The organism is Micromonospora sp. NPDC051300 (assembly GCF_044455315.1).
Lineage (GTDB): Bacteria > Actinomycetota > Actinomycetes > Mycobacteriales > Micromonosporaceae > Micromonospora > Micromonospora robiginosa.
Genome location: NZ_JBITEP010000004.1, coordinates 45,297 through 65,834, shown reverse-complemented (window position 1 = coordinate 65,834; position 20,538 = coordinate 45,297). Strand labels below are relative to the sequence as shown.

Here is a 20,538-nt window from a genome sequence, read left to right as displayed (position 1 = left end):
CTGCGCTCGGTGCGTTCGGTCATGCCGTACCGACCGGGCACGCCCTCACGGCCCTCGCTGCGCTCGGTGCGTTCGGTCATGCCGTCTCCTGCGGGATCGGGGCGGGCAACTCCGCGCGGACCAGGAAGCCGCCCTGAGGTCGACGGCCGGCGTGGAAGGCGCCCCCGAGGGCCTCGGCGCGCTCGCGCATGCCGAGCAGGCCGAGGCCGGCGCCGGACTCGCCGGGTCCGTTCGGGCCGGGGCCGGCATCGCGGATCTCCACCACCACGCCGGCGTCGGTGTAGGTCACGCCGACCGTGACGGCCGCGCCCGGCGCGTGCCGGTGCGCGTTGGTCAGCGACTCCTGGATGATCCGGTACGCCGCCACGTCGACCGCGCTCGGCAGCGGTCGCGGCTGCCCGGTCAGGGCCCAGCGCACCGGCTGGCCGGCGGCGAAGCCGTCGACGAGGGCGTCGAGGCGGCCCAGGCCGGGCGCCGGCTCGGTCGGCGCGTCCGGCTCGCCGCGACGGAGCAGGCCGAGCAGCGTGGCCAGCTCGTCCAGCACCGTACGGGCGGCGGACCGGACGTGCCCGAGGGCCTCCTCAGCCGCGTCCGGCTGCTCCCGCAGCAGGTGCCCGGCCACGCCGGCCTGCACGTTGATCAACGCGATGTGGTGGGCCACCACGTCGTGCAGCTCCCGCGCGATCCGCAGGCGCTCCTCGGCGACCCGGCGGCGGGCCTCCTCCTCCCGGGTCCGTTCGGCCCGGCGCGCCCGCTCCTCCAGCACCGCCACGTACGCCCGCCGGCTGCGGACCGCGTCGCCGGCCGCCACCGCGACGCCGAACCAGAGCAGCAGGACTACCACCGCCGGGTCCCACCAGCCCACCCCGAGCGCGACCACCGCGCACCCGCCGAGCACCAGGCCGCTGGCCGCGCCGGCCGCCACCGCGGTACGCCTGTCGGTGCGGGCCGCCACCGTGTAGGCGGCCAGCGCCACGGTCAGCACGAACGGCCCGCGCGCCTGCTGCACGATCAGCGCGGTCCCCGCGGCGACCGTCACCACGGCGAGGACCGGCAGCGGATACCGGCGCCGCAGCGTCAGCGCGGCGGAGCCGACCAGCGCGAGCAGCACCGCGCCGACGGTCAACGGGTCGCGCGGAGGGCCGCCCGGTGGGTTCACCGGCAGCAGGCTGACCACGAAGAGCAGGGCGGCCAGCAGGGCGTCCACCCCGGTCGGATGTTCCCGGGCCACCCGACGCCACCGCGCGAGGCGTCCCATCCGGTCACCGTACGGCACCGGTCGGGCGGTGGGGCCGACGGCGCACGACCGGGCGGCCGGGCCGGGCGCGCGGTCGCCCGGCGCGTCGCCGGACGGGCTCCGCCGGCCCGGGGCCGGCCGGTCGGGATCATGCGGGCGCACGACCCCGACCACCCCGCGTCGTCGGCTGGTCCGAGGTGCCCGCGCCGAAGTACTCGGGCCGGCTGACCCAGGCGTCGCTGACGAACATCACGCCGGGCCGCCGGGCGAGGATGTCGCGCAGGCCGGTCACGACCGGCTCGGCCCGGTCGTGCGGGAGCACGGCGATGACCATGACCAGGCCGGCCCGGTCGTTGAAGAGCAGCCGGCCCTCGTGGGTGCCGTGGTGGCCGAAGCCGGAGACACCGCTGAGGCTGGTCCAGCCGCTCACGCCGGAGGCGTGCAGCAGGGTGCGGACGGCGTCGGCGTCGTCGGCGCGGGTGACGACCTCCACCTTGACCATGCGGGTCAGTCCCAGGTCGTTCATGCGGTGTACTCCTTCTCGGCGGTGGGCGCCGGGCGGCGCGCGGGCAACTCGGTGACGGTGTCGGTGACGACGTGCGGGGCGGGCAGGGGCCGCCAGGATCCGCCCGGCGCGGGTTCGGTCCACTCGCCGGTGCGGGGGTCGACCACGGTCAGCGACATCCAGCCGCCGTCGACGAGCTGGCGCAGGCCGGGGTTGCGGCCGAGCACGGCGTCGACGAGGTGGTGCGGGGCCTGGATCACCGCGAGCAGCCGCAGCGGGTCGTGCGCCGGCCGGGTGCCGTCGCCGACCGACTGGAGCGGCAGGCCGAGGCGCAGGTCGCCGCCCGAGCCGGAGAGGACGCCAAGCGCGTCGCCGACGACGGTGTGGACCGTCTTGGTGCCGGCCCCGAGCCGCTGGGGGTCCACCGTGGAGAAGTAGTACTGCAGGTTGATCCAGGCGGCGACGACCAGGGGTCCGGTCATGATGGTCTCCAACGCGGTGGCGTCCCGGTCGCCGGTGTGGTCGTAGGAGTGCAGGAACGTCCGGCAGCCGAGGTCGACGCCGGCGGTCAGCGCGCGGGGCGCGGCGACGAACGCGGCGTTGCCCGCCAGCGCCCACTCCGGCCGGACCTGGGCCCAGTCGCCGGCCCGCCGGGGCAGGCGGCCCGGACGGGGCCGGCCGGGCAGTCGTGCGGCCCGTTCCACGCGCAGCCGCGCGCCCGCCTCGGCGAGCCGGCCGGACAGCTCCCCGACCGCCTGTCGCAGCCCGGCGGGGACGGCGTCCAGGTCGAACAGGCGGACCTCGTCGGTGACGGTGTCGTGCTCGCCGGCCAGCACGTGCGTGCCGTCGGGCAGCGGAATGCCGCGCTCGGCGAGGGCGGCGCGCACCTCGGGCCGGTTGAGCACGGCGGCGGCGAGGCGGGCGCTCACCCCGCCCCGGTTCCCGCCGCAGGCCCCGCAGTCGAGGGCGGCGGCGTACGGGTTGTTGGCGCTTGTCGCGCCGTGCCCGCAGAGCAGCACCAGCGGCGCGAAGCCGGCGGTGAGCCCGACCGTGCGCAGGGTCGCCTCGGCGTAGTAGACCTGTTCGTCGAGTGTCATGGCGTCGGCGAGGTCGGCGACGGTAGGCGCGGTGTGGTCGGCGGCCGGGGTGAACCGGCCCGGCGCGACGGCGCGCAGGAGCAGGGCCGCGGTGGCGAGCACGCCGGCGATCTCGACGAAGGCGAACGCGCCGACCGGGTCGGCCTTGGCGGCGGCGTAGGCGCGACGCCAGGCCTGCCGTGACCGTCGGCGGGACACCTCGGGGACGGCCGGTGACTCCTCGACGGTGGCCACCGGTCGCATGAGGACCGGGCAGCGGTCCCGGCCGCGCCGGGCCCCGGCGGTCACGGTCCGCACCGGCAGGCCGAAGAAGCCGGCGAAGCCGTACGTGTCGACCGGTCCGGCCGCCTCCAGGTGGCGGCGCAGGCCCTCGCTGCGGACGTCGATGCAGAACACCGCCTGGGCGAGCGCCGGGGCCGGGGCGGCCGGCCGGTCGACGCCCCGGTCCAGCCGGTGGCGCAGTCGACGCCGGTAGGCGTGCTCGGCGGCGGCCAGCCACACCTCGGCCTGCCGCGACGGCGTCAGCCGCAGTGCCGCGTCCCGCAGCGCCGCCACGGTCTCCCCGGGCAGGCACGCCAGCGCGGCGACGTCGACGTCGAGCGCGCCGGCCAGCCGGGCCAGCACGTCCGGGGTGATGCCGGCCGCGCGGGGCAGGGCGGTGGGTGTCGCGGCGGCGACCGCGTCCAGCACCGGGGGCAGCTCCAGGTGGCGTTGGGCGGCGGCACCGGCCAGCGCGTACTCGTAGGTGAGGCGCACCGCGAGCAGGTCCAGCGGGCTCAGCGCCGGCCCGGCTCCGGGGTGGGTCTGTGCCCAGCGGGCGTGCCCGGCCCACCCGGGCAGCCGGAGCAGCGACCGGGACAGGTAGGTGGGCCAGGCCGCCGGTGGCACCCCGATCGCACGCAGGAGCACCGCGACGGCCTGCTCGGGTGCCGGAGGCAGCGCGTCGACCAGGGCGGCGAGGCCGACGACGCCCCACCGGGCCGGGGCCGGGTCGACGCCGGCCAGCCGCCGCCAGCGCGCCCAGCAGCCGTCGTCGGCCGGCCCGGGCACCGGCCAGCGCGCCGCCGGGCGACCACTGTGCGCGGCGCACCAGCCGGCCAGCAGGTCGTCGACGTCCGTGGCGATCCGGGTGCCCAGCGCCCGGTCCAGCGTCTCGGCGAGGGTGAGCGGGCCGGCTTCCTCCGGGGTGCGGGGCCGGGGCGGCGCGGGCAGGTCGGCGAGCCGACGCCGCGCGACCGCGAGCAGGTCGGCCGGCGGCGGTGGCCCGTCGTGCACCGGATGCGCCAGCACGGCCAGGTGGAGGTCGGTGGCGTCGACCCGCCGGTGGCCCAGTGCGACCGTCCCGGAGACCGGCGGCGGGAGCACGGCGGTGAGGTCGGCCCGGGTGATCCGGCCGTCGCGCAGCAACCGCCGGTATTCGGCGGCCGGCAGGTGGGTGTGCGCGCCGGTGAGGTCCCGCAGCTCGGCGGTGGCCCGCGCGAACGGCACGCTCTCCCGGCCGGCGAGCGGGTTGACCGCGACGAACGCGTCCAGCGGCGCGACCGCGCCGACGTGGTCGGTGGCGGCGGTCGCCGCGGCGACGACCCGGGCCCCGTCGGAGCGGTCGAGCAGGTCACTTCGGGGCGTGGTGAGCGCGGCCGGCGTCGTGCCGCCGGCCGGGGTCGCCCGCCGGCGCGGTCGTACGCCGCCGTCGTGCCAGGCCCACCACCACAGCGCGGCGCTCCCCCGGCGGCGCAGGACCGCCGCGGCGACGGCCGCCGCGACGAGCACGCCCGCCGCGACGCCGACGGCGACCGGGCTCGTCCCGGTGGGCAGCGCCAGCCAGTCGGTGGCGGCCCGCCCGGCGACGAGGTACGCGCTCGCCAGCGCCGCCACGGCGAGGGTGAGCGTGCCGGCGGCGCGGGCCGGCAGCGCGCGGTCGGCGAGCGCGGACCGGACGGCGGCGAGCGCGGCGGCGGCGACGAGCGCGGCGCCGAGGGCCCCGCTCGCCGTGGCGCCGAGCAGCAGCTCGGTGCCCAGCACGGCGGCGACCACAGCCGTCGCGGCCAGGGCGCGGGACCGGGTGGGCGGCGGGCCGACCGGCCGTGGCGCGGCGGCGTCGCGGGTCTGCGCCTGGAGCGCGCCGCCGGCGGAGAGGAACGCGTACGCCTTGTAGACGGCGTGCCCGACCAGGTGCACGGCGGCCAGCCCGAACGCGCCGAGCCCGCACTGGGCGAGCATGAATCCCATCTGCGCGATCGTGGACCGCGCGAGCGCGCCCTTGACGTCGGTGCGCACGGCGGCGAACAGCAGCCCGGAGACGGCGGTGACGAGGCCGACGAGCACTATCGCCGGCATCATCGCGGGCGCGGCGGTCACCACCGGCGCCAGTGTGATCATGAGGAATCCGGCCACGTTGACCATCCCGGCGTGCAGGACGGCCGACACCGGGGTCGGCGCGTCCAGGGTGGACGGCAGCCAGCGGTGCGCCGGCACCTGCGCGGAGCGCACCCCGGCGGCCACCAGCAGCAGCGCGCCGGCGAGGGCGAGCAGCCAGCCCGGCCGGTCGCCGACCGTGGCGCGGACCGCCGACAGGTCGGCGTCGCCGGCCGGCGTGACCAGCAGCGCGAGGCCGCTGACCAGGGCGACGTCGCCGGCGAGGAACAGGCGCCGGGTGCGGCGCGCCGCGGCGCGTACCCGGGGCTGGTCCCGGTAGTGGCCGATCAGGCCGACCAGCAGGTGCCCGGCCGCGATCCAGCCGACGGCCAGTTGGACGAGGCTGGGCGCGGTCGCCATCACCAGCGTCGCGACGGTGGCCGCGGCCACCCGGGCCTGGAGCGCGCGGGCGCCCGGCTCGCCGTCGAGGTAGCGGCGGGCGTAGCCGGCGACCACGGCGGCGAGCCCGCAGACGAGGAGCACGAACAGCGCGGTGAACCGGTCGACGCGGACGCCGACGGAGAACGCCGGCCCGATCGTGTCGACGCGGGCGAGCACGGCAGGTACGGCCGGGCCGGCCGCCACCCGGACGACAAGCGCGGCGGCCGCCACCGCGCCGAGCCCGAGCAACGCGCCCGTCACCCGGGCGGCCCGGCGCGGGTCGGGCACGGTCAACGCGCCGAGCACCGCCGAGGCGGGCCCGGCCAGGACCACGGGAACCAGTGCGACGTCCATCGCCACCCCCTTCAGACATGCGCACTCTATTACACGATTTCTAATTCGTGTATCGTGAGACGCACGACAGTGGCTCGTCACGAGGAGCAGCGATGGACATGACCGTCAGCCCGAGCTTCGCCCTCGCCCGGCTGCGCGCCGGCCACCACCGCTACCGGGTCGGCGCCGCGCCGACGCCGTACGCCCCCGCCGGCGCGCCGCTGGCGGCCGTGCTCTCCTGCGCCGATCCGCTGCCGGAGGCGACAGTCGTGTTCGGCGGCGCCGACGTGTTCGCGGTCCGGGCCGCCGGCCTGAGCGCCGGACCCGCGGTGCTGGGCAGCCTCGACTACGCGGTCGGCCACCTCGGCGTGCCCCTGGTCGTGGTGCTCGGCCACACCACCTGCTCGCTGCCGCACGGCAGCGGGCACGAGCGGATCCGCGCCACCCTGGCCGCGCTGCGCCGCGGCTCGCCCCTGCTCGATCAGGCGACGCGGTCCGGCAGGTGCGGCCTGCACGGCATGCTCTGGCACGACGCCGACCGGACCCTCGGCGAGATCCGCCCCGTCGTCGCCGTGCCGGCGGTGCGGCGCACCGGCCGACGGCGACCGCCGAACCGGGCGGAGGTCCGGACGACCTGACCGGCGGCGGTCAGGGATTGCACCGCGGGCACGAGCCGGGATCCGCGCGCCCGGCCACCGGCCGGCGGGAGCGGTACGGGCACCCGGCGCATCCATCGACGAGCGTCGCGTCGAGCGGGCTGGGCGTGCCGCAGTCCCGGCAGGGCAGGCCGCCCTCCGCGCCCACCGGACCGAAGCCGGGCGCGGCGCAGGCGGGGCAGGCGGTGGCGAGCCGGCGGACCAGCCGCTGCCCGGCGGCGGCGATCACCCGCATCCGCGTCGGGTTGACGTGTGCCCGCAGGTCGGCGGCGAGCGTCGCCCGGCCGTCGGCGCTGCCCGCGCCCGCCCGCCGCAGCGCGGCGAGCACGTCGACGAGCCGGCGCAGGCCCTTCTCCGGCGCGCCGGGGCCCGCCGCCGGCCGGACGACGACGGCGTGGTGCGGGAACCCGACCCGTCGCAGGAACGCGAGCACGACCGCGCGGTCCCGGCCGTCGGTGGTGACGTGCGCGTGGTTGGTCTCGGCGCTCACCACGCTCTCCACCACCGTGAGGCCCGACCGCGCGTCGACCAGGGCGACGTACTCGACGTCGGCGGGCATCCACGGTGCCGCCGGGTGCGGACCGAACGCGCCCTCGCTGGCCAGGCCGACAGGCGACCCGGTGACCGCCATCCCGAGCCGGGCCTTGCGGACCACCGTCTCCCGCGCCGACCCGACCCGGGGCACCTCGCCGGTGAACGTGCCGAGCGCGTCGGTGTCCACCTCCGCCACCCGCAGGCCCATGCCGAGGCGGCGGCGCAGCAGCGGGCGCAACGCCCACTGCTTGCCGTGCATGGTCGCCAGGCAGGCCACCACGCCACGGAACGGCGAGCCGTCCACGACGCCGATCGTAGCGGCCCCGGCGGTCACCGGTCCCAAATCCGCGCTACGGCTCCCGCCGGCCGACCGCGTCGATCAGACCGGCCAGCAGCGCCACCCGGGGGACCACCGAATCGAGGTCGAGCCACTCCCCCGGGCTGTGGTCCGCGCCGCCGATCGGCCCGAGCCCGTCGAGCACCGTCGCGCCAGCCTCGGCCAGCAGGTTGGCGTCGGCGCAGCCGCCGGTCGCGGTGTGCGAGACCGGTACGCCGAGACCCGCGCCCACCTTCGCGGCCAGCTCGGCCAGCCGGCGCCCGGCCGGATCCGGCTCCCACGGCGGGGTGGGCGCCTGCACGGCCAGCTCGGCGTGCACCCCGGACACGGTCGGCGCGGCGACCAGCCGGCGGATCTCGGCGAGCGCGGCCTCGTACTCGCCGGCGCGCCAGGCGCGCAGGTCGACGAGCATCCGCGCCCGGTCGGCGACCACGTTGGGCCGGCCGCCCGCCTCCAACGCGCCGACGTTCACCGTCACCCCCGGCCAGCGACCGTTGAGCTGGTCCAGGGCCACGGTCAGCCGGGCGGCGGCGAGCAGCGCGTTCGCGCCGCGTTCCGGCTCGATACCGGCGTGCGCGGCCCGGCCGCGCAGCGTCACCGCGAGGTCCGCCACGCCCTTGCGCGCGGACACCAGGTCGCCGTTGTCGCGGGCGCACTCCAGGCAGAGCGCCACGTCGGCCTCGGCCCCGAGGGTACGCAGCACCGCGCGGCTGCCCACCGAGCCGATCTCCTCGTCCGGCGTGCAGACCAGCACTAGTTCGCCGTACCCGTGCCGGTCGGTCGCGGTGAGCACCTCGACGGCGGCCAGCCCGGCCAGCACACCGCCCTTGTCGTCGCTGACCCCCGGCCCGTACGCGCGGCCGTCGTGCACCCGGAACGGGCGGGTGGCGGCGGTGCCGGCGGGGAACACGGTGTCCAGGTGACCGGCGAGCAGGACCCGGCGGGTGCCGGTGCCCCGGCGGCGGGCGATCAGCACGTCGCCGAGCGGCCGGCCGGCCGGGTCGGCGACCGGCGCCCGCTCGACGGACAGCCCGGCGCCGAGGCACCAGCCCTGCACCAGGTCGGCGACCTCACGCAGCCCGTCGACCTGGCCGGAACCGGAGTCGACGGCGACCAACCGGGCGAGCCGGTCGTGGTAGGCGGCCAGCCGGTCGCCGGCGGCGCGCAGCAGCGGATCCATCAGAGCACCTTGTCGAGGAAGGCGCGGGTGCGCTCGTGGCGGGGCCGGCCGAGCACCTCGTCGGGCGGGCCGGCCTCGACCACCACCCCGTCGTCGAGGAACGCGACCTGGTCGGCGACCTCGCGGGCGAAGCCCATCTCGTGGGTCACCACCACCATGGTCATGCCGTCGGCGGCCAGGCCCTTCATCACGTCCAGCACCTCGCCGACGAGTTCCGGGTCGAGCGCGGAGGTGGGCTCGTCGAAGAGCATCAGCTTCGGGCGCATGGCGAGCGCCCGGGCGATGGCGACGCGCTGCTGCTGCCCGCCGGAGAGCTGGCTCGGGTAGTTGTGCGCGCGTTCGGCCAGCCCGACCCGGTCGAGCAGCCGCAGGGCCTCCTCCCGGGCCCGCTCGCGCGGGGTGCGCAGCACCCGCACCGGGGCCTCGGTCACGTTGCCGAGCGCGGTGAGGTGCGGGAAGAGGTTGAAGCGCTGGAACACCATGCCGATGTCGCGGCGACGCACGGCCACCTCGCGGGCCTTCAGCTCGTGGAGCTTGTCGCCCTGGCGGCGGTAGCCGACCAGTTCGCCGTCGACCGAGAGCTGCCCGCCGTCGATGCGTTCCAGGTGGTTGACGCAGCGCAGGAACGTGGACTTGCCGGAGCCGGAGGGGCCGAGCAGGCAGGCCACCTCACCGGCGGCCACGGTCAGGTCGATGCCCTTGAGCACCTCGACCGGGCCGAACCGCTTGGTCACCTTCTCGGCGTGGACCATCGCCGTCATCGCACCCCTCCCCGGGCGAAGCCGCGGCCGAACCGGCGCTCCACCAGCCACTGGCCGGCGGAGAGGAGGCTGACCAGGGCGAGGTACCAGATCGCCGCCACCAGCAGCAGCGGGATCACCTTGTAGTTGTTCTGGTAGACGCTCTGCACGGCGGTCATCAGGTCCCGGCCGGCGATGATCGACACCAGCGCGGTGGACTTGAGCATGGTGATGGTCTCGTTGCCCATCGGCGGGATGATCACGCGCATGGCCTGGGGCAGCACCACCCGGCGCAGGGTGAGCGTGGGGCCCATGCCGAGCGCGGCGGCGGCCTCGGTCTGTCCCTGGTCGACGGCGAGGATGCCGCCGCGGATCACCTCGGCGGCGTACGCCATCTCGTTGAGCGAGAGCGCGAGCACCGCGGCGACCGTGCCGGTGACCACCACGCTGGTGGGGCGGTCGAACAGCACGGTGTCGGTGAACGGCACGGTGAGCGTGAGCCGGGGGAAGAGCGCGCCGAGGAACCCGAAGAAGATGATCTGCACCAGCAGCGGGGTGCCGCGGAAGACCCAGATGAACGTCCAGGAGACGCCGCGCAGCACCGGGTTGTCGGAGAGCCGCAGCACGGCGAGCAGGATGCCGCCGGCGGTGCCGAGCACCATGGCGAGCAGGGTGAGCCAGAGCGTGGTGACCACGCCGTCGAGCACGTAGTCCTGGAACAGGTAGTGGGCGACGGTGCCGGGTTCGAGGTTGGGGCTGCTCAGCAGCGCCCGCAGGAACAGCGCGGCCAGCCCGGCCACGACCAGCGCGGTCAGCCAGCGGCCGTAGTGGCGGACGGGGACGACCCGTACCGCCGGGGGTTCGGTGGTGGTCATCGTGGGAGTGCCTCCGGCAGGGGTTCGGCGGTCGCCGGGCGCCTCCGGGCCCGCCCTCACGGAATAAGAGGGCGCCCGGCGACCGCGGATCGGGGGGCGGTGGTCCGCCGGGTCAGTCGATGGCCTGGTCGATGGTGGCCTTCTCGACCGCGATCGGGGTCTGCTTCCACTGGGTGAGGATCTTGCCGTAGGTGCCGTCGTCGATGAGCGACTGCACGGCCGCCCGGTACGCCTCGGCGAGCTCCTTGTTGGCCTTGAGGAAGCCGAAGCCGTTGGGGCTGGCCAGCCAGCCGTTGGGCGAGGACGGGTCGTCGACCAGCTCGGCCTTGCCGGCGAGCGAGCCGGCGGTGTCCACCAGGTTGACCCGGGTGGCGGCGACGACCTGCACGTTGCCGGCGATCAGCGCCTGCACCGCCTGCGGGTTCTCCGGGTACTCCTTGACCTCCAGCGGCCGGCCGGCGCAGCTCTCCTTGGCGTACGTCGCCAGGTTCTTCGCCTGGTTGCTGGCCTTCTGCACGGCGACCGTGCGGCCGCAGAGGTCGGCGACGGTCTTCACGCCGAGCGGGTTGCCGGCGGTGACCAGGAAGCCGGTGCCGGAGGCGGAGTAGTCGACGAAGGTGGCGACCTGCTGGCGCTCCTTCTTGTCGGTGATGCCGCCGGCGATGGCGTCGTACTTCGCGGCCTGGAGGCCGGGCACGAGGCCGTCGAACGGCTGCTGGGTGAAGGTGGCCTTGAGGCCGAGCCGGGCCGAGGCGGCCTGGAACAGGTCGTGGTCGAGGCCGACGAACTGGTCCGTGCGGCCCTCCACCTTGAAGTCGATGAACGGCTGGTAGGGGGCGTTGGTGGCGACCGTGACCGTGCCACGGCCACGCACGTCGGACGGGACCTTGCCGGCCAGCGTCTTGTCGGTCTCGACCGCGCCGACGCCGTCGATGCTGACCGAGACGGGCTTGACCTCGTCGGTGGAGCCACCGGTCGAGGAGCCGCCGCAGGCGGCGGTGGCGGCGAGCAGGGCCGTGGTCGCGCCGACCAGGGCGAGGGAACGGATGCGCATGGGGGTAGTCCTTCCGGGGGCCGGAACAGCCAGCCCCCGGACTGTAACTCACGTTACGATCTCGGTGAGGTTACAGTTTTTTGTAACGGGCGTTTCAGCGCCCGCCGAACGCCTGCTGCGCCCCCTCCATCGCCTTGAGCCGGGCGCCGGCGACCGGGCCGAGCCGATCCATCAGCGCCGTGACGAGCGTTTCCACGAGCGCCAGCGTCGGCACGAAGCTGTCGTACGGCGAGGGCGAGTCGACCCGGGCGGGCAGCACCACCTCGGCCAGCCCGGCCACCGGCGACAACCACCGGTCGGTGAACAGCACCACCCGGGCGCCCCGGCCGGTGACCTCCCGGGCCAGCTCCAGGGTCGGCTCCTCGTAGCGGCGGAAGTCGAAGAGCACCACCAGGTCGCGCCGGCCGACGTCGACGAGCATGTCGGCGCGCTCCACCGGACCTGCGGGCAGCAGCCGGCTGTTGCCGCGCACCTGCATCAGGTGCAGCACCAGATAGTTGGCGAACAGCGCGGAGAACCGGCCACCGGCCGCGGTGACCCGGAACTGCTGGTCGGCGAGGAGCCGCACGGCCGCGTCCAGCTCGCCCTGCGGCAGGTCGGCGAGCGTGCCGGCCACCGCGTCCGGCAGTGCCGCCGCGGCCCGCGGCAACGCGCCCTCCGGCGGCGTGCCGCCCCGCTCGCTCGCCCGGTAGGCGGTCAACGGCGACGTCTCCCGCTCCGCCAGCTCGTCGCGCAGCGCCCGCTGGAACTCCGGGTAGCCGCCGAAGCCGAGCCGGGACAGCAGGCGCAGCACCGTCGGCGCGCTCACCTCGGCCCGCTCGGCCAGCGCGGCCACCGTGCCCAGGCCGGCGGACGGGTAGGAGGCGAGCAGGGCGCGGGCGACCCGGCGCTCGGCCGGGCTGCACTCGCCGAGCCGGCCGCGGATCAGCGCGGCCACCCCCACCGCGTGCGGTTCGTCGACAGCATCGGAGTTCGGCACGGGCCGAGCGTAGCGGGCCGGGGGTCCGCGGGCGGAGCGTCACCGCCCCACCCACGGACCCCCGCGCGGGTCAGGACTTCGCGATCGTGCAGGCGTAGTCGGCGGTCCCGGAGGCGGCGTACGCCTCCAGGTCGAGGTGGTACGTGGCGGTGCCGGACGCGGTGCGGGTCAGGGTGAGCGACTCGTCCGTCCCGGCGCCGTCGTTCACCGAGCGGGTCAGCGTGCTCCCGCTCGAACTGAGCAGGTAGAGGTCCGCGTCGTAGGCCGACGGGATCGCGCAGTTCACGGTGAGCGTCTGCCCGGCGCCCAGCGTGAGCGAGAAGTAGTCGCGGTCGGTGGTGCTCTTCATGTCCCCGGTGACGGTGGCCGGATAGGTCAGCCCGGCGATGGAGTTGGCGGCCGTGCGGGAGTCGTTCGGTTCCACCTCGGCGTAGGACGATCCACCCGACGGCGGCGGGGTGGACGAGCAGTCGGTCACCGGCGTGCCGTCGTAGAGGCTGCTGTCCGGCACCCCGGCGCGCACGCTGCGCAGGTAGTAGCCGCAGGTCGGCCGGTTGGCGAAGTCGTAGCTCTGGCCGTTGGTCAGCTTCCAGATCTTGACGTTCAGGTAGGTCAGCGGCTGCCCGGACGTGGCGACCTCAGGCTGGTGGTCACCGAGCACGACGTAGGCGCTCGGGCCGCTGAGCGTGGCCCGGCCGGCGCGGTCGACGAACAGCGAGGCGCCCTCCTCGACCCCGACGCCCCACGCCTTGCCACCGGTGACCAGCCCGTCCTTGACCGCCCGGGCGACGAACGCGATGGTCCGGCCCATCCGGTCGCGGGTGACGAAGTGCGAGTCGTTGATGGTGTTGGCGTAGTTCGGCCAGCGGAACATGCCTGTGGTGAACGTCAACGACCTGTCGTACGGGTTGGCCAGCGCGCCCGCCGAGGTGGCGCTCGCGGTGCAGGCGTCGTAGACCACGTCGCTGTTGACGTGGTGTCCGGCGCTGCCGCCGCCGACCCCGCCGCCCTTGGCCACCACCGACTCGACCGACGCCTCCAGCGCGGTGCCCTTCCAGGCCACGTAGCGGCACTGGTCGCCACCGGCGAAGTAGACGAACTCGGCGTTGCGGATGTCCGTGTTGACCTGGCTGTTGTTGCCGTCGGCGGTGGCGGTGAGGGTGAGCGTGGTGCACGAGTTGACGCCGGCCAGGTTGGTGATCACGTCGCACTCCGGGGTGCCGGTGCCGGAACCGGCGACCACCGCCACGTCGATCGCGCCGGTGCCGCCGCGGATCGCGTCGATCGCCCTGGTCATGGTGGCGGTGACGATGCCGCCGGATCCGTTCATGGTGTACGCCGGGCCGGACCAGCTCGCCCGGCTGGCGTCGGTGGCGCTGCCCTGGCGTACCCGGGTGACCTGGGCGTGCGCGGCGGTGACGCCGAGTGGGGCGACGGTGAGCAGCGCGGCGGCGGCCGCCGTCACGGCGAGTCGGCGGGAGTGGCGGGATGGGGACATGGGCACCTCCGAGGGGCCACGAAGCGATGAAACAGAAGTTACATCCATTAAGTTCACTGCTCAATACGTAACTTCTGTTACATGTTCGTGACGGCGGCGCCGGACCGGTCGGGTCCGACGCCGCCGCACCACGTCAGGCCGGCCGGATGCCGACCACCACGTCGGTGAACGTGGTCGCCGACGCGCCCCGGAACGCGGTGAACCCGGCGCCCCGGGTCAGTCGGGCCGCCCACCGCGGGTCCTTCTCGTAGGACGTCCCGCCGACCGCCACGCAGCCCGTACGGGCGGCCAGCCCGGTCTCCACCAGGCCGACCATGGCGTAGTCGTAGAAGACGTCCTCGGACGGGATCGCCGTGCACGGCCCCGCCTCCGGTCGCACGCGCGGCTTGCCGGCCGCCGGGACGACCGTCCACCGTGGCGCGAGGTACGCGTCACCGGCGGTCAGCCGGCTCCACCGCACACCCTCGATCCCCCACACCCCACCGTGGTCGGTCACCCGGGCCCGGCGCAGGTCGAGCACGCTCACCCCGCGCTGCCCGAGCACCCGCAGCGACGGGTTCCGCCCGCCGACACCGGTGACCTCCAGCGCCGTGTTCTCGTCCAGGCCGAACACCCGGGAGTGCCGGGTGTCCGAGGCGAGCCGGATCGACCGCGCCTCGCGCCCCCGCCGGGAGAAGTGGGTGTCCACCAGTCCGGCGGTGAAGAACCCGAAACCGCCGCGCGGCAGATAGCCGAGCACGTCCGGGTCGTCGAAGTAGCCCGGCTCCGCGCCGTCGCGCAGACCCGGCTCGGTGGACCCGCCGGTGATCATGTCGCGGCCGGCCATGATCTGCGCGCCCGCGCTGGTGCCGGCGACCACCGCGCCGCCGCGCAGCTTGCGCCGGATCGCGGCGAGCGCCGCGGTGTCCCGCTGCGCCGCCCCCCGCGTCATCGTGGTGACGTAGCGGTACTGGTCGCCACCGCCGAGGAAGAACCCGGTCATCGACTCGATCTGCCGGACCACGGCCGGGTCGTCGGCCGCGCCCGGACGGTCCAGGTCGATCGGGATCCACTGCGCGTCGGCCGCCCGGTAGGACCGGAACAGGTCGGCGTAGTAGTCGCCGTTGCAGACGCTGTTGTTGCAGTCCGGCGTGCCGGCGTCGGGATCCTCGGCCGGCACCGGGGCGCCGGCGGTGAGGATGCCGATCCGGGCCCGGCCGGGGCCACCGGCGAGCCGGACGATCTCGTCGTAGATCTCCCGGTTGTCGTCGGCCAGCGCGCCGCCGACAAGCACCAGGCTGCCGCCGGAGCGATGGTGGGACGTGGTGGCCGAGGCCGGGACGGCGGCGACCGGAACGCTGAGCGCGACCGCCGCACAGGCGCCGACCCCGAGGGTCAGCAGGCGGTTCAGGGGCATGGGTGCTCCTCACGTGACCGTGAGGGCGGGCCGCGAGGCAGAGCGTACGGCACCGCGAACCGGGCGACAACCATGAGAGCGCTAACATCGTCGACTGCAAATCTTTTGCCCTCGTGAAGCGTTGACAGTCGCCTATGTAAACGCCACGCTAAGACCGATTGTTAACGTTAACTCGTTCGTCATCTCCGCTGGAGGAGGATCGATGGACCCCACCACCACCCGTCGCCGCCTGGCGACCGCGCTCGTACCGTTGGCCCTGCTGGTCGCCGCCACCGCGACGGTGGTCGGCTCCGCCGCGCCCCCGGCACGCGCCGCCGGCACCGGCCCCTGCGACATCTACGCCGCCGGCGGCACGCCCTGCGTGGCCGCGCACAGCACCACCCGCGCGCTCTACGGCGCCTACGCCGGCCCGCTCTACCAGGTGCGGCGCGCCTCCGACAACGCCACCCGCGACGTCGCCCCGCTCGCCGCCGGCGACGTCGCCAACGCCGCCACCCAGGACGCGTTCTGCGCCGGCACGAGCTGCCTGATCAGCGTCATCTACGACCAGTCCGGCCGCGGCAACCACCTGACCCAGGCCCCGCCCGGCGGCTTCTCCGGCCCGGCCGCCGGCGGCTACGACAACCTCGCCGACGCCACGCTCGCCCCGGTCACCCTCGGCGGTCGCAAGGCGTACGGGGTGTTCGTGGCCCCCGGCACCGGCTACCGCAACAACGCCACCAACGGCATCGCCAAGGGCGACCAGCCCGAGGGCATGTACGCCATCTTCGACGGCACCCACTACAACGGCGGCTGCTGCTTCGACTACGGCAACGCCGAGACCAACAGCCGGGACAACGGCAACGGCACCATGGAGGCCATCTACTTCGGCAACATCAAGGTCTGGGGCTACGGCACCGGCAACGGCCCCTGGGTGATGGCCGACCTGGAGAACGGCCTCTTCTCCGGCGTCAACCCCGGCTACAACGCCAACGACCCGTCGATCAGCCACCGGTTCCTGACCGCGATCGTCAAGGGCGAGCCGAACCACTGGGCGATCCGCGCCGGCAACGCCCAGTCCGGCGGGCTTTCCACCTTCTACGACGGCAAGCGGCCGAACGCGTCCGGCTACAACCCGATGAAGAAGGAGGGCGCGATCATCCTCGGCATCGGCGGCGACAACAGCCACGGCTCCGCCGGCACCTTCTACGAGGGCGTGATGACCACCGGCTACCCGTCCGCCGCCACCGAGGACGCGGTCCAGGCCAACATCACCGCCGCCGGGTACGCGGCGAGCACCGGCGGTGGGGGGCAGAGCGTCGAGATCGTCGGCGGCCAGTCCGGACGCTGCGTCGACGTGCCGAACGGCGCCACCACAAACGGCACCCAGACGCAGCTCTGGGACTGCTGGGGCGGGACCATGCAGCGCTGGACCCGCACCGCCGCCCGACAGCTCCAGGTGTACGGCACCAAGTGCCTGGACGCCAACGGCCAGGGCACCACCAACGGCACCGCCGTGATCATCTGGGACTGCAACGGCCAGACCAACCAGCAGTGGAACGTCAACGCCAACGGCACCATCACCGGCCAGCAATCCGGCCTCTGCCTCGACGCCAACGCCGCCGGCACCGCCAACGGCACCAAACTCATCCTCTGGACCTGCAACGGTCAGGCCAACCAGCAGTGGAGCCTGCGCAACTGACCCCGCCGGGCCGGGCGGCGGACGATCCGCCCGGCCCGGCGTCGTAGCACCGTCCCCACCACGAAAGGCCGCTCATGCCCGCTCCCCTGGTGAACCGCCGGATGCTGCTGCGCGCCACCGGCGCGACCGCCGTCGCGACCGCGGCCGGCGCGGCCGTCGGGTCGCTCTCCGGCGGCGTCGCGGCCGGCGCCGCGCTCGCCCCGGCCCGTCCGGACATCGGCGTCTCCGCCTACGCGTTCGACCCAGGCCAGGCGCGGCTGACCGCCGGCCGCTGGCTCGACAACCAGAACCGCACGCTGTCCTACCTGCGCTTCGTCGACGTCAACCGGCTGCTCTACAACTTCCGGGCCAACCACCGGCTCTCCACCGCCGGGGCCGCCGCCAACGGTGGCTGGGACGCGCCGAGCTTCCCGTTCCGCACCCACGTGCAGGGCCACTTCCTGACCGCCTGGGCGCAGGCGTGGGCGGTGGCCGGCGACACCACCTGCCGGGACAAGGCGGTCACCATGGTGGCCGAGCTGGCCAGGTGCCAGGCCAACAACGGGGCGGCCGGCTTCGGCGCCGGCTACCTCTCCGGTTTCCCGGAGTCCGACTTCACCGCGCTCGAGGCCCGGACGCTGAGCAACGGCAACGTGCCCTACTACTGCGTGCACAAGACGCTCGCCGGCCTGCTCGACGTGTGGCGCCTGATCGGCAGCACCCAGGCCCGCGACGTGCTGCTGGCGCTCGCCGGCTGGGTCGACCAGCGCACCGGCCGGCTCAGCTCCGCGCAGATGCAGGCCGTGCTGGGCACCGAGTTCGGCGGCATGAACGCGGTGCTCACCGACATCTACCAGCAGACCGGCGACGCCCGGTGGCTGGCGACCGCGCAGCGCTTCGACCACGCGGCCGTGTTCAACCCGCTGGCGTCCAACTCCGACCAGCTCAACGGGCTGCACGCCAACACCCAGGTGCCCAAGTGGATCGGTGCGGCTCGGGAGTACAAGGCCACCGGAACCACCCGTTACCGAGACATCGCCACCAACGCCTGGTCCATCACCGTCGGCGCGCACACCTACGCCATCGGCGGCAACAGCCAGGCCGAGCACTTCCGCGCGCCCAACGCCGTCGCCGGCTACCTGCGTACCGACACCTGCGAGGCGTGCAACACCTACAACATGCTCAAGCTGACCAGGGAGCTGTGGCAGCTCGACCCGGACCGCGTCGCCTACGTCGACTTCTACGAGCGGGCGCTGCTCAACCACATGATCGGCCAACAGAACCCGGCCGACTCCCACGGACACGTCACCTACTTCACCCCGCTCAACCCGGGCGGGCGGCGCGGGGTCGGGCCGGCGTGGGGCGGCGGCACCTGGAGCACCGACTACAACTCGTTCTGGTGCTGCCAGGGCACCGGGCTGGAGACCAACACCACGCTCGCCGACGCGATCTACTTCCACAACGGCACCACGTTGACCGTGAACCTGTTCGTGCCCTCGGTGCTCACCTGGAGCCAGCGCGGCATCACGGTCACCCAGAGCACCTCGTACCCGGTCTCGGACACCACCACGCTCACCGTCACCGGCTCGGTCGGCGGGTCGTGGACGATGCGGATCCGGATCCCGTCGTGGACCACGGGCGCGACGGTCAGCGTGAACGGCGCGGCGCAGGGCATCGCCACCACACCGGGCAGCTACACCACGCTGACCCGCGACTGGACCTCCGGCGACGTGGTCACGGTGCGGCTGCCGATGCGGGTCACCACGGTCGCCGCCAACGACGACGCGGCGGTCCAGGCGATCATGTACGGGCCGGTGGTGCTCTCCGGCAACTACGGCGCCACCACGTTGAGCGGGCTGCCCACGCTGGACACCGGCTCGGTCACCCGCACCGGCAGCGGCTCGCTGGCGTTCACCGCCCGGGCCGACGGCGCCACGGTCAACCTCGGGCCGTTCTACGACGCGCACGGGTTCAACTACACGGTCTACTGGCGCGCCGGCACGGGCGGCGGCGGTGGCGGGCAGGCGAGCTTCCGGCTGGCCAACGCCGCCAGCGGGCAGGTGCTCGGGATCCAGAACATGTCCACCGCCGACGGCGGGCTCGCCCTCCAGTGGGGCGACACCGGCACCGCCGACCACGACTGGCAGCTCGTGGTCGACGGGTCGGCGCTCAAACTGCGCAACGTCAACAGCGGCAAGGTCCTCGGCGTGGAGAACATGTCCACCGCCGACAACGCCCGCATCCTCCAGTGGGCCGACAACGGCACCGCCGACCACCTGTGGACCGTGGTCGACGTCGGCGACGGCACGCACAGGCTGCGCAACGTCAACAGCGGCAAGCTGCTCGGCATTTCCGGCGGCTCGACCGCGCAGGGCGCGCAGGCCGTGCAGGACCCGGACAACGGCAGCCTCGACAACCAGTGGCGGTTCCTGCCCAACGGGGCCCGCCGGCTGCAGAACCTGGGCAGTGGGCTGGTGCTCGGCGTGCAGGACATGTCCACCGCCGACAACGCCCGCATCCTCCAGTGGGGGGACACCGGCACCGCCGACCACCTCTGGACCGCGCTCGTGGACACCGGCGGCTACCTGCGGCTACGCGCCTCGCACAGTGCCAAGGTGCTCGGCGTCGAGGGTGGCTCCGCCGCGGCCGGCGCCCGGATCGTGCAGTGGGCCGACAACGGCGCCGCCGACCACCGGTGGCGGCTGCGCCACGGCGGGAACGGCTACTTCCGCATCCAGTGCGGCAACGGCGGCCGGGTGCTGGGCCTCAGCGGCGGCTCCGGCAGCCAGGGCGCCCAGGCCGCCCTCGGCGACGACACCGGCGCGGCGCACCAGCGCTGGCGGTTCGTCTGAGGCGTGGGGTACGCGGGCCGCCGGTCCGTGTGCCCCCGGTGACGCCGCCGTCGTCGGGCCGGGCGACCCGGCGGCGGCGGCTCCTCGCCCCTCGCCCCTCGCCCCTCGCCCCTCGCCCCTCGCCCCTCGCCCCTCGCCCCTCGCCCTGATGATGCGGCCGGGCCCTCCTCGGTGGCTGCCTGTCGAGCTGATGTCAGAAACGACTCAGGCGTCCCGGACGGCTCGGCGGACCATTTCGGACCGCACCCGTCCCGCCTGTCGGACCAACCTGACCGCGTTTCGGGAACGCCGCAGATCTTGGAAGCAACGTGCCCCCAGAGGGGCCGATTCGTACCAAGATCTGCGCCTGCCGTCGGTGGGCCAGCGCCCGAGTCGATGGCGCCATCAGGTCGACAGGGGCACGGGAGAGGTGGGGCGTCTCGCTGGATGGCCGCGCGCGGCCGTCGAGCATCGGCGGACGCGAATCAGCGCGGGGATGCCCCCACCGGGCCGACGACACGTGCACGCAGCGTCCGGGTCACGCAGAGCACCGTGTGACCAGCCACGCCAGCCACGAGGCGGAGGGGTCGTCGGGCGTCATGGCCAACCACCGCCGGACAACTCGGCGCTGCAGACCCGCGCATGCCCCGGCATCACAGGCAACGCGGCACGGCAGACGGCGAGGCGCGACACGGCCCGACAGCGCGGCACGGCGACGGCGCGGCACGGCGACAGCGCGGCACGGCGACAGCGCGGCACGGCGACAGCGCGGCACGGCGACAGCGCGGCACGGCGACAGCGCGGCACGGCGACAGCGCGGCACGGCGACG

The 20,538-nt window shown here is 74.9% G+C and carries 14 protein-coding genes; 3 read left to right on the top strand and 11 right to left on the bottom strand.

Annotation, left to right across the window (positions count from 1 at the left end; all coding sequences use genetic code 11):
• Positions 1 to 76: 76 nt before the first annotated feature.
• The 3 genes from ACIA5A_RS06760 to ACIA5A_RS06750 form a co-directional block, all read right to left on the bottom strand.
• Complete coding sequence (locus ACIA5A_RS06760) at positions 77 to 1,258, bottom strand: sensor histidine kinase (RefSeq protein WP_396757196.1); 1,182 nt, start codon at positions 1,256 to 1,258, stop codon at positions 77 to 79.
• A gap of 127 nt (positions 1,259 to 1,385) precedes the next feature.
• Complete coding sequence (locus tag ACIA5A_RS06755) at positions 1,386 to 1,763, bottom strand: DUF190 domain-containing protein (RefSeq protein ID WP_396757194.1); 378 nt, start codon at positions 1,761 to 1,763, stop codon at positions 1,386 to 1,388.
• A complete protein-coding gene (locus tag ACIA5A_RS06750) occupies positions 1,760 to 5,989 on the bottom strand; it encodes a putative inorganic carbon transporter subunit DabA (protein WP_396757192.1) in 4,230 nt (1,409 codons plus the stop codon). Before ACIA5A_RS06750 ends, ACIA5A_RS06755 begins: the two co-directional genes overlap by 4 nt.
• A gap of 92 nt (positions 5,990 to 6,081) precedes the next feature.
• Here ACIA5A_RS06750 and ACIA5A_RS06745 point away from each other — a divergent pair, with 92 nt between their 5' ends.
• Positions 6,082 to 6,606 carry a carbonic anhydrase gene (locus tag ACIA5A_RS06745; RefSeq protein WP_396757190.1) on the top strand — a complete coding sequence of 175 codons (525 nt, stop codon included), beginning with the start codon at positions 6,082 to 6,084 and terminating at the stop codon, positions 6,604 to 6,606.
• A 10-nt stretch (positions 6,607 to 6,616) separates the two neighbouring features.
• Here ACIA5A_RS06745 and ACIA5A_RS06740 read toward each other — a convergent pair whose 3' ends face one another.
• From ACIA5A_RS06740 to ACIA5A_RS06705, 8 genes are all read right to left on the bottom strand, one after another.
• Positions 6,617 to 7,462, bottom strand: coding sequence for a DUF6671 family protein (locus tag ACIA5A_RS06740; protein WP_396757188.1), 846 nt, complete (start codon positions 7,460 to 7,462; stop codon positions 6,617 to 6,619).
• Positions 7,463 to 7,508: 46 nt separating this feature from the next.
• A complete protein-coding gene (locus tag ACIA5A_RS06735; protein WP_396757186.1) occupies positions 7,509 to 8,675 on the bottom strand; it encodes a M20/M25/M40 family metallo-hydrolase in 1,167 nt (388 codons plus the stop codon).
• Positions 8,675 to 9,436, bottom strand: a complete 762-nt coding sequence (locus ACIA5A_RS06730) for an amino acid ABC transporter ATP-binding protein (RefSeq protein ID WP_396757184.1) — start codon at positions 9,434 to 9,436, stop codon at positions 8,675 to 8,677. Before ACIA5A_RS06730 ends, ACIA5A_RS06735 begins: the two co-directional genes overlap by 1 nt.
• Positions 9,433 to 10,290 (bottom strand): amino acid ABC transporter permease, encoded by an 858-nt coding sequence (locus ACIA5A_RS06725; RefSeq protein ID WP_396757182.1) that lies wholly within the window; start codon positions 10,288 to 10,290, stop codon positions 9,433 to 9,435. The genes ACIA5A_RS06730 and ACIA5A_RS06725 overlap by 4 nt, the downstream gene beginning before the upstream one ends.
• A 112-nt stretch (positions 10,291 to 10,402) precedes the next feature.
• Positions 10,403 to 11,344 carry a transporter substrate-binding domain-containing protein gene (locus ACIA5A_RS06720; protein ID WP_396757180.1) on the bottom strand — a complete coding sequence of 314 codons (942 nt, stop codon included), beginning with the start codon at positions 11,342 to 11,344 and terminating at the stop codon, positions 10,403 to 10,405.
• A gap of 94 nt (positions 11,345 to 11,438) precedes the next feature.
• A complete protein-coding gene (locus tag ACIA5A_RS06715; protein WP_396757178.1) occupies positions 11,439 to 12,323 on the bottom strand; it encodes a MurR/RpiR family transcriptional regulator in 885 nt (294 codons plus the stop codon).
• A 70-nt stretch (positions 12,324 to 12,393) separates the two neighbouring features.
• Positions 12,394 to 13,821 (bottom strand): pre-peptidase C-terminal domain-containing protein, encoded by a 1,428-nt coding sequence (locus tag ACIA5A_RS06710; RefSeq protein WP_396757176.1) that lies wholly within the window; start codon positions 13,819 to 13,821, stop codon positions 12,394 to 12,396.
• 133 nt (positions 13,822 to 13,954) lie between these two features.
• Positions 13,955 to 15,217 (bottom strand): cyanophycinase, encoded by a 1,263-nt coding sequence (locus tag ACIA5A_RS06705; protein ID WP_396757174.1) that lies wholly within the window; start codon positions 15,215 to 15,217, stop codon positions 13,955 to 13,957.
• Between the two features lie 202 nt (positions 15,218 to 15,419).
• Between ACIA5A_RS06705 and ACIA5A_RS06700 the strand changes: the two genes are divergently transcribed.
• Together ACIA5A_RS06700 and ACIA5A_RS06695 are read left to right on the top strand one after the other, a co-directional pair.
• Positions 15,420 to 16,898, top strand: a complete 1,479-nt coding sequence (locus ACIA5A_RS06700; protein WP_396757172.1) for an arabinofuranosidase catalytic domain-containing protein — start codon at positions 15,420 to 15,422, stop codon at positions 16,896 to 16,898.
• Between the two features lie 74 nt (positions 16,899 to 16,972).
• Positions 16,973 to 19,729 carry a beta-L-arabinofuranosidase domain-containing protein gene (locus ACIA5A_RS06695; RefSeq protein ID WP_396757170.1) on the top strand — a complete coding sequence of 919 codons (2,757 nt, stop codon included), beginning with the start codon at positions 16,973 to 16,975 and terminating at the stop codon, positions 19,727 to 19,729.
• Positions 19,730 to 20,538 lie beyond the last annotated feature (809 nt).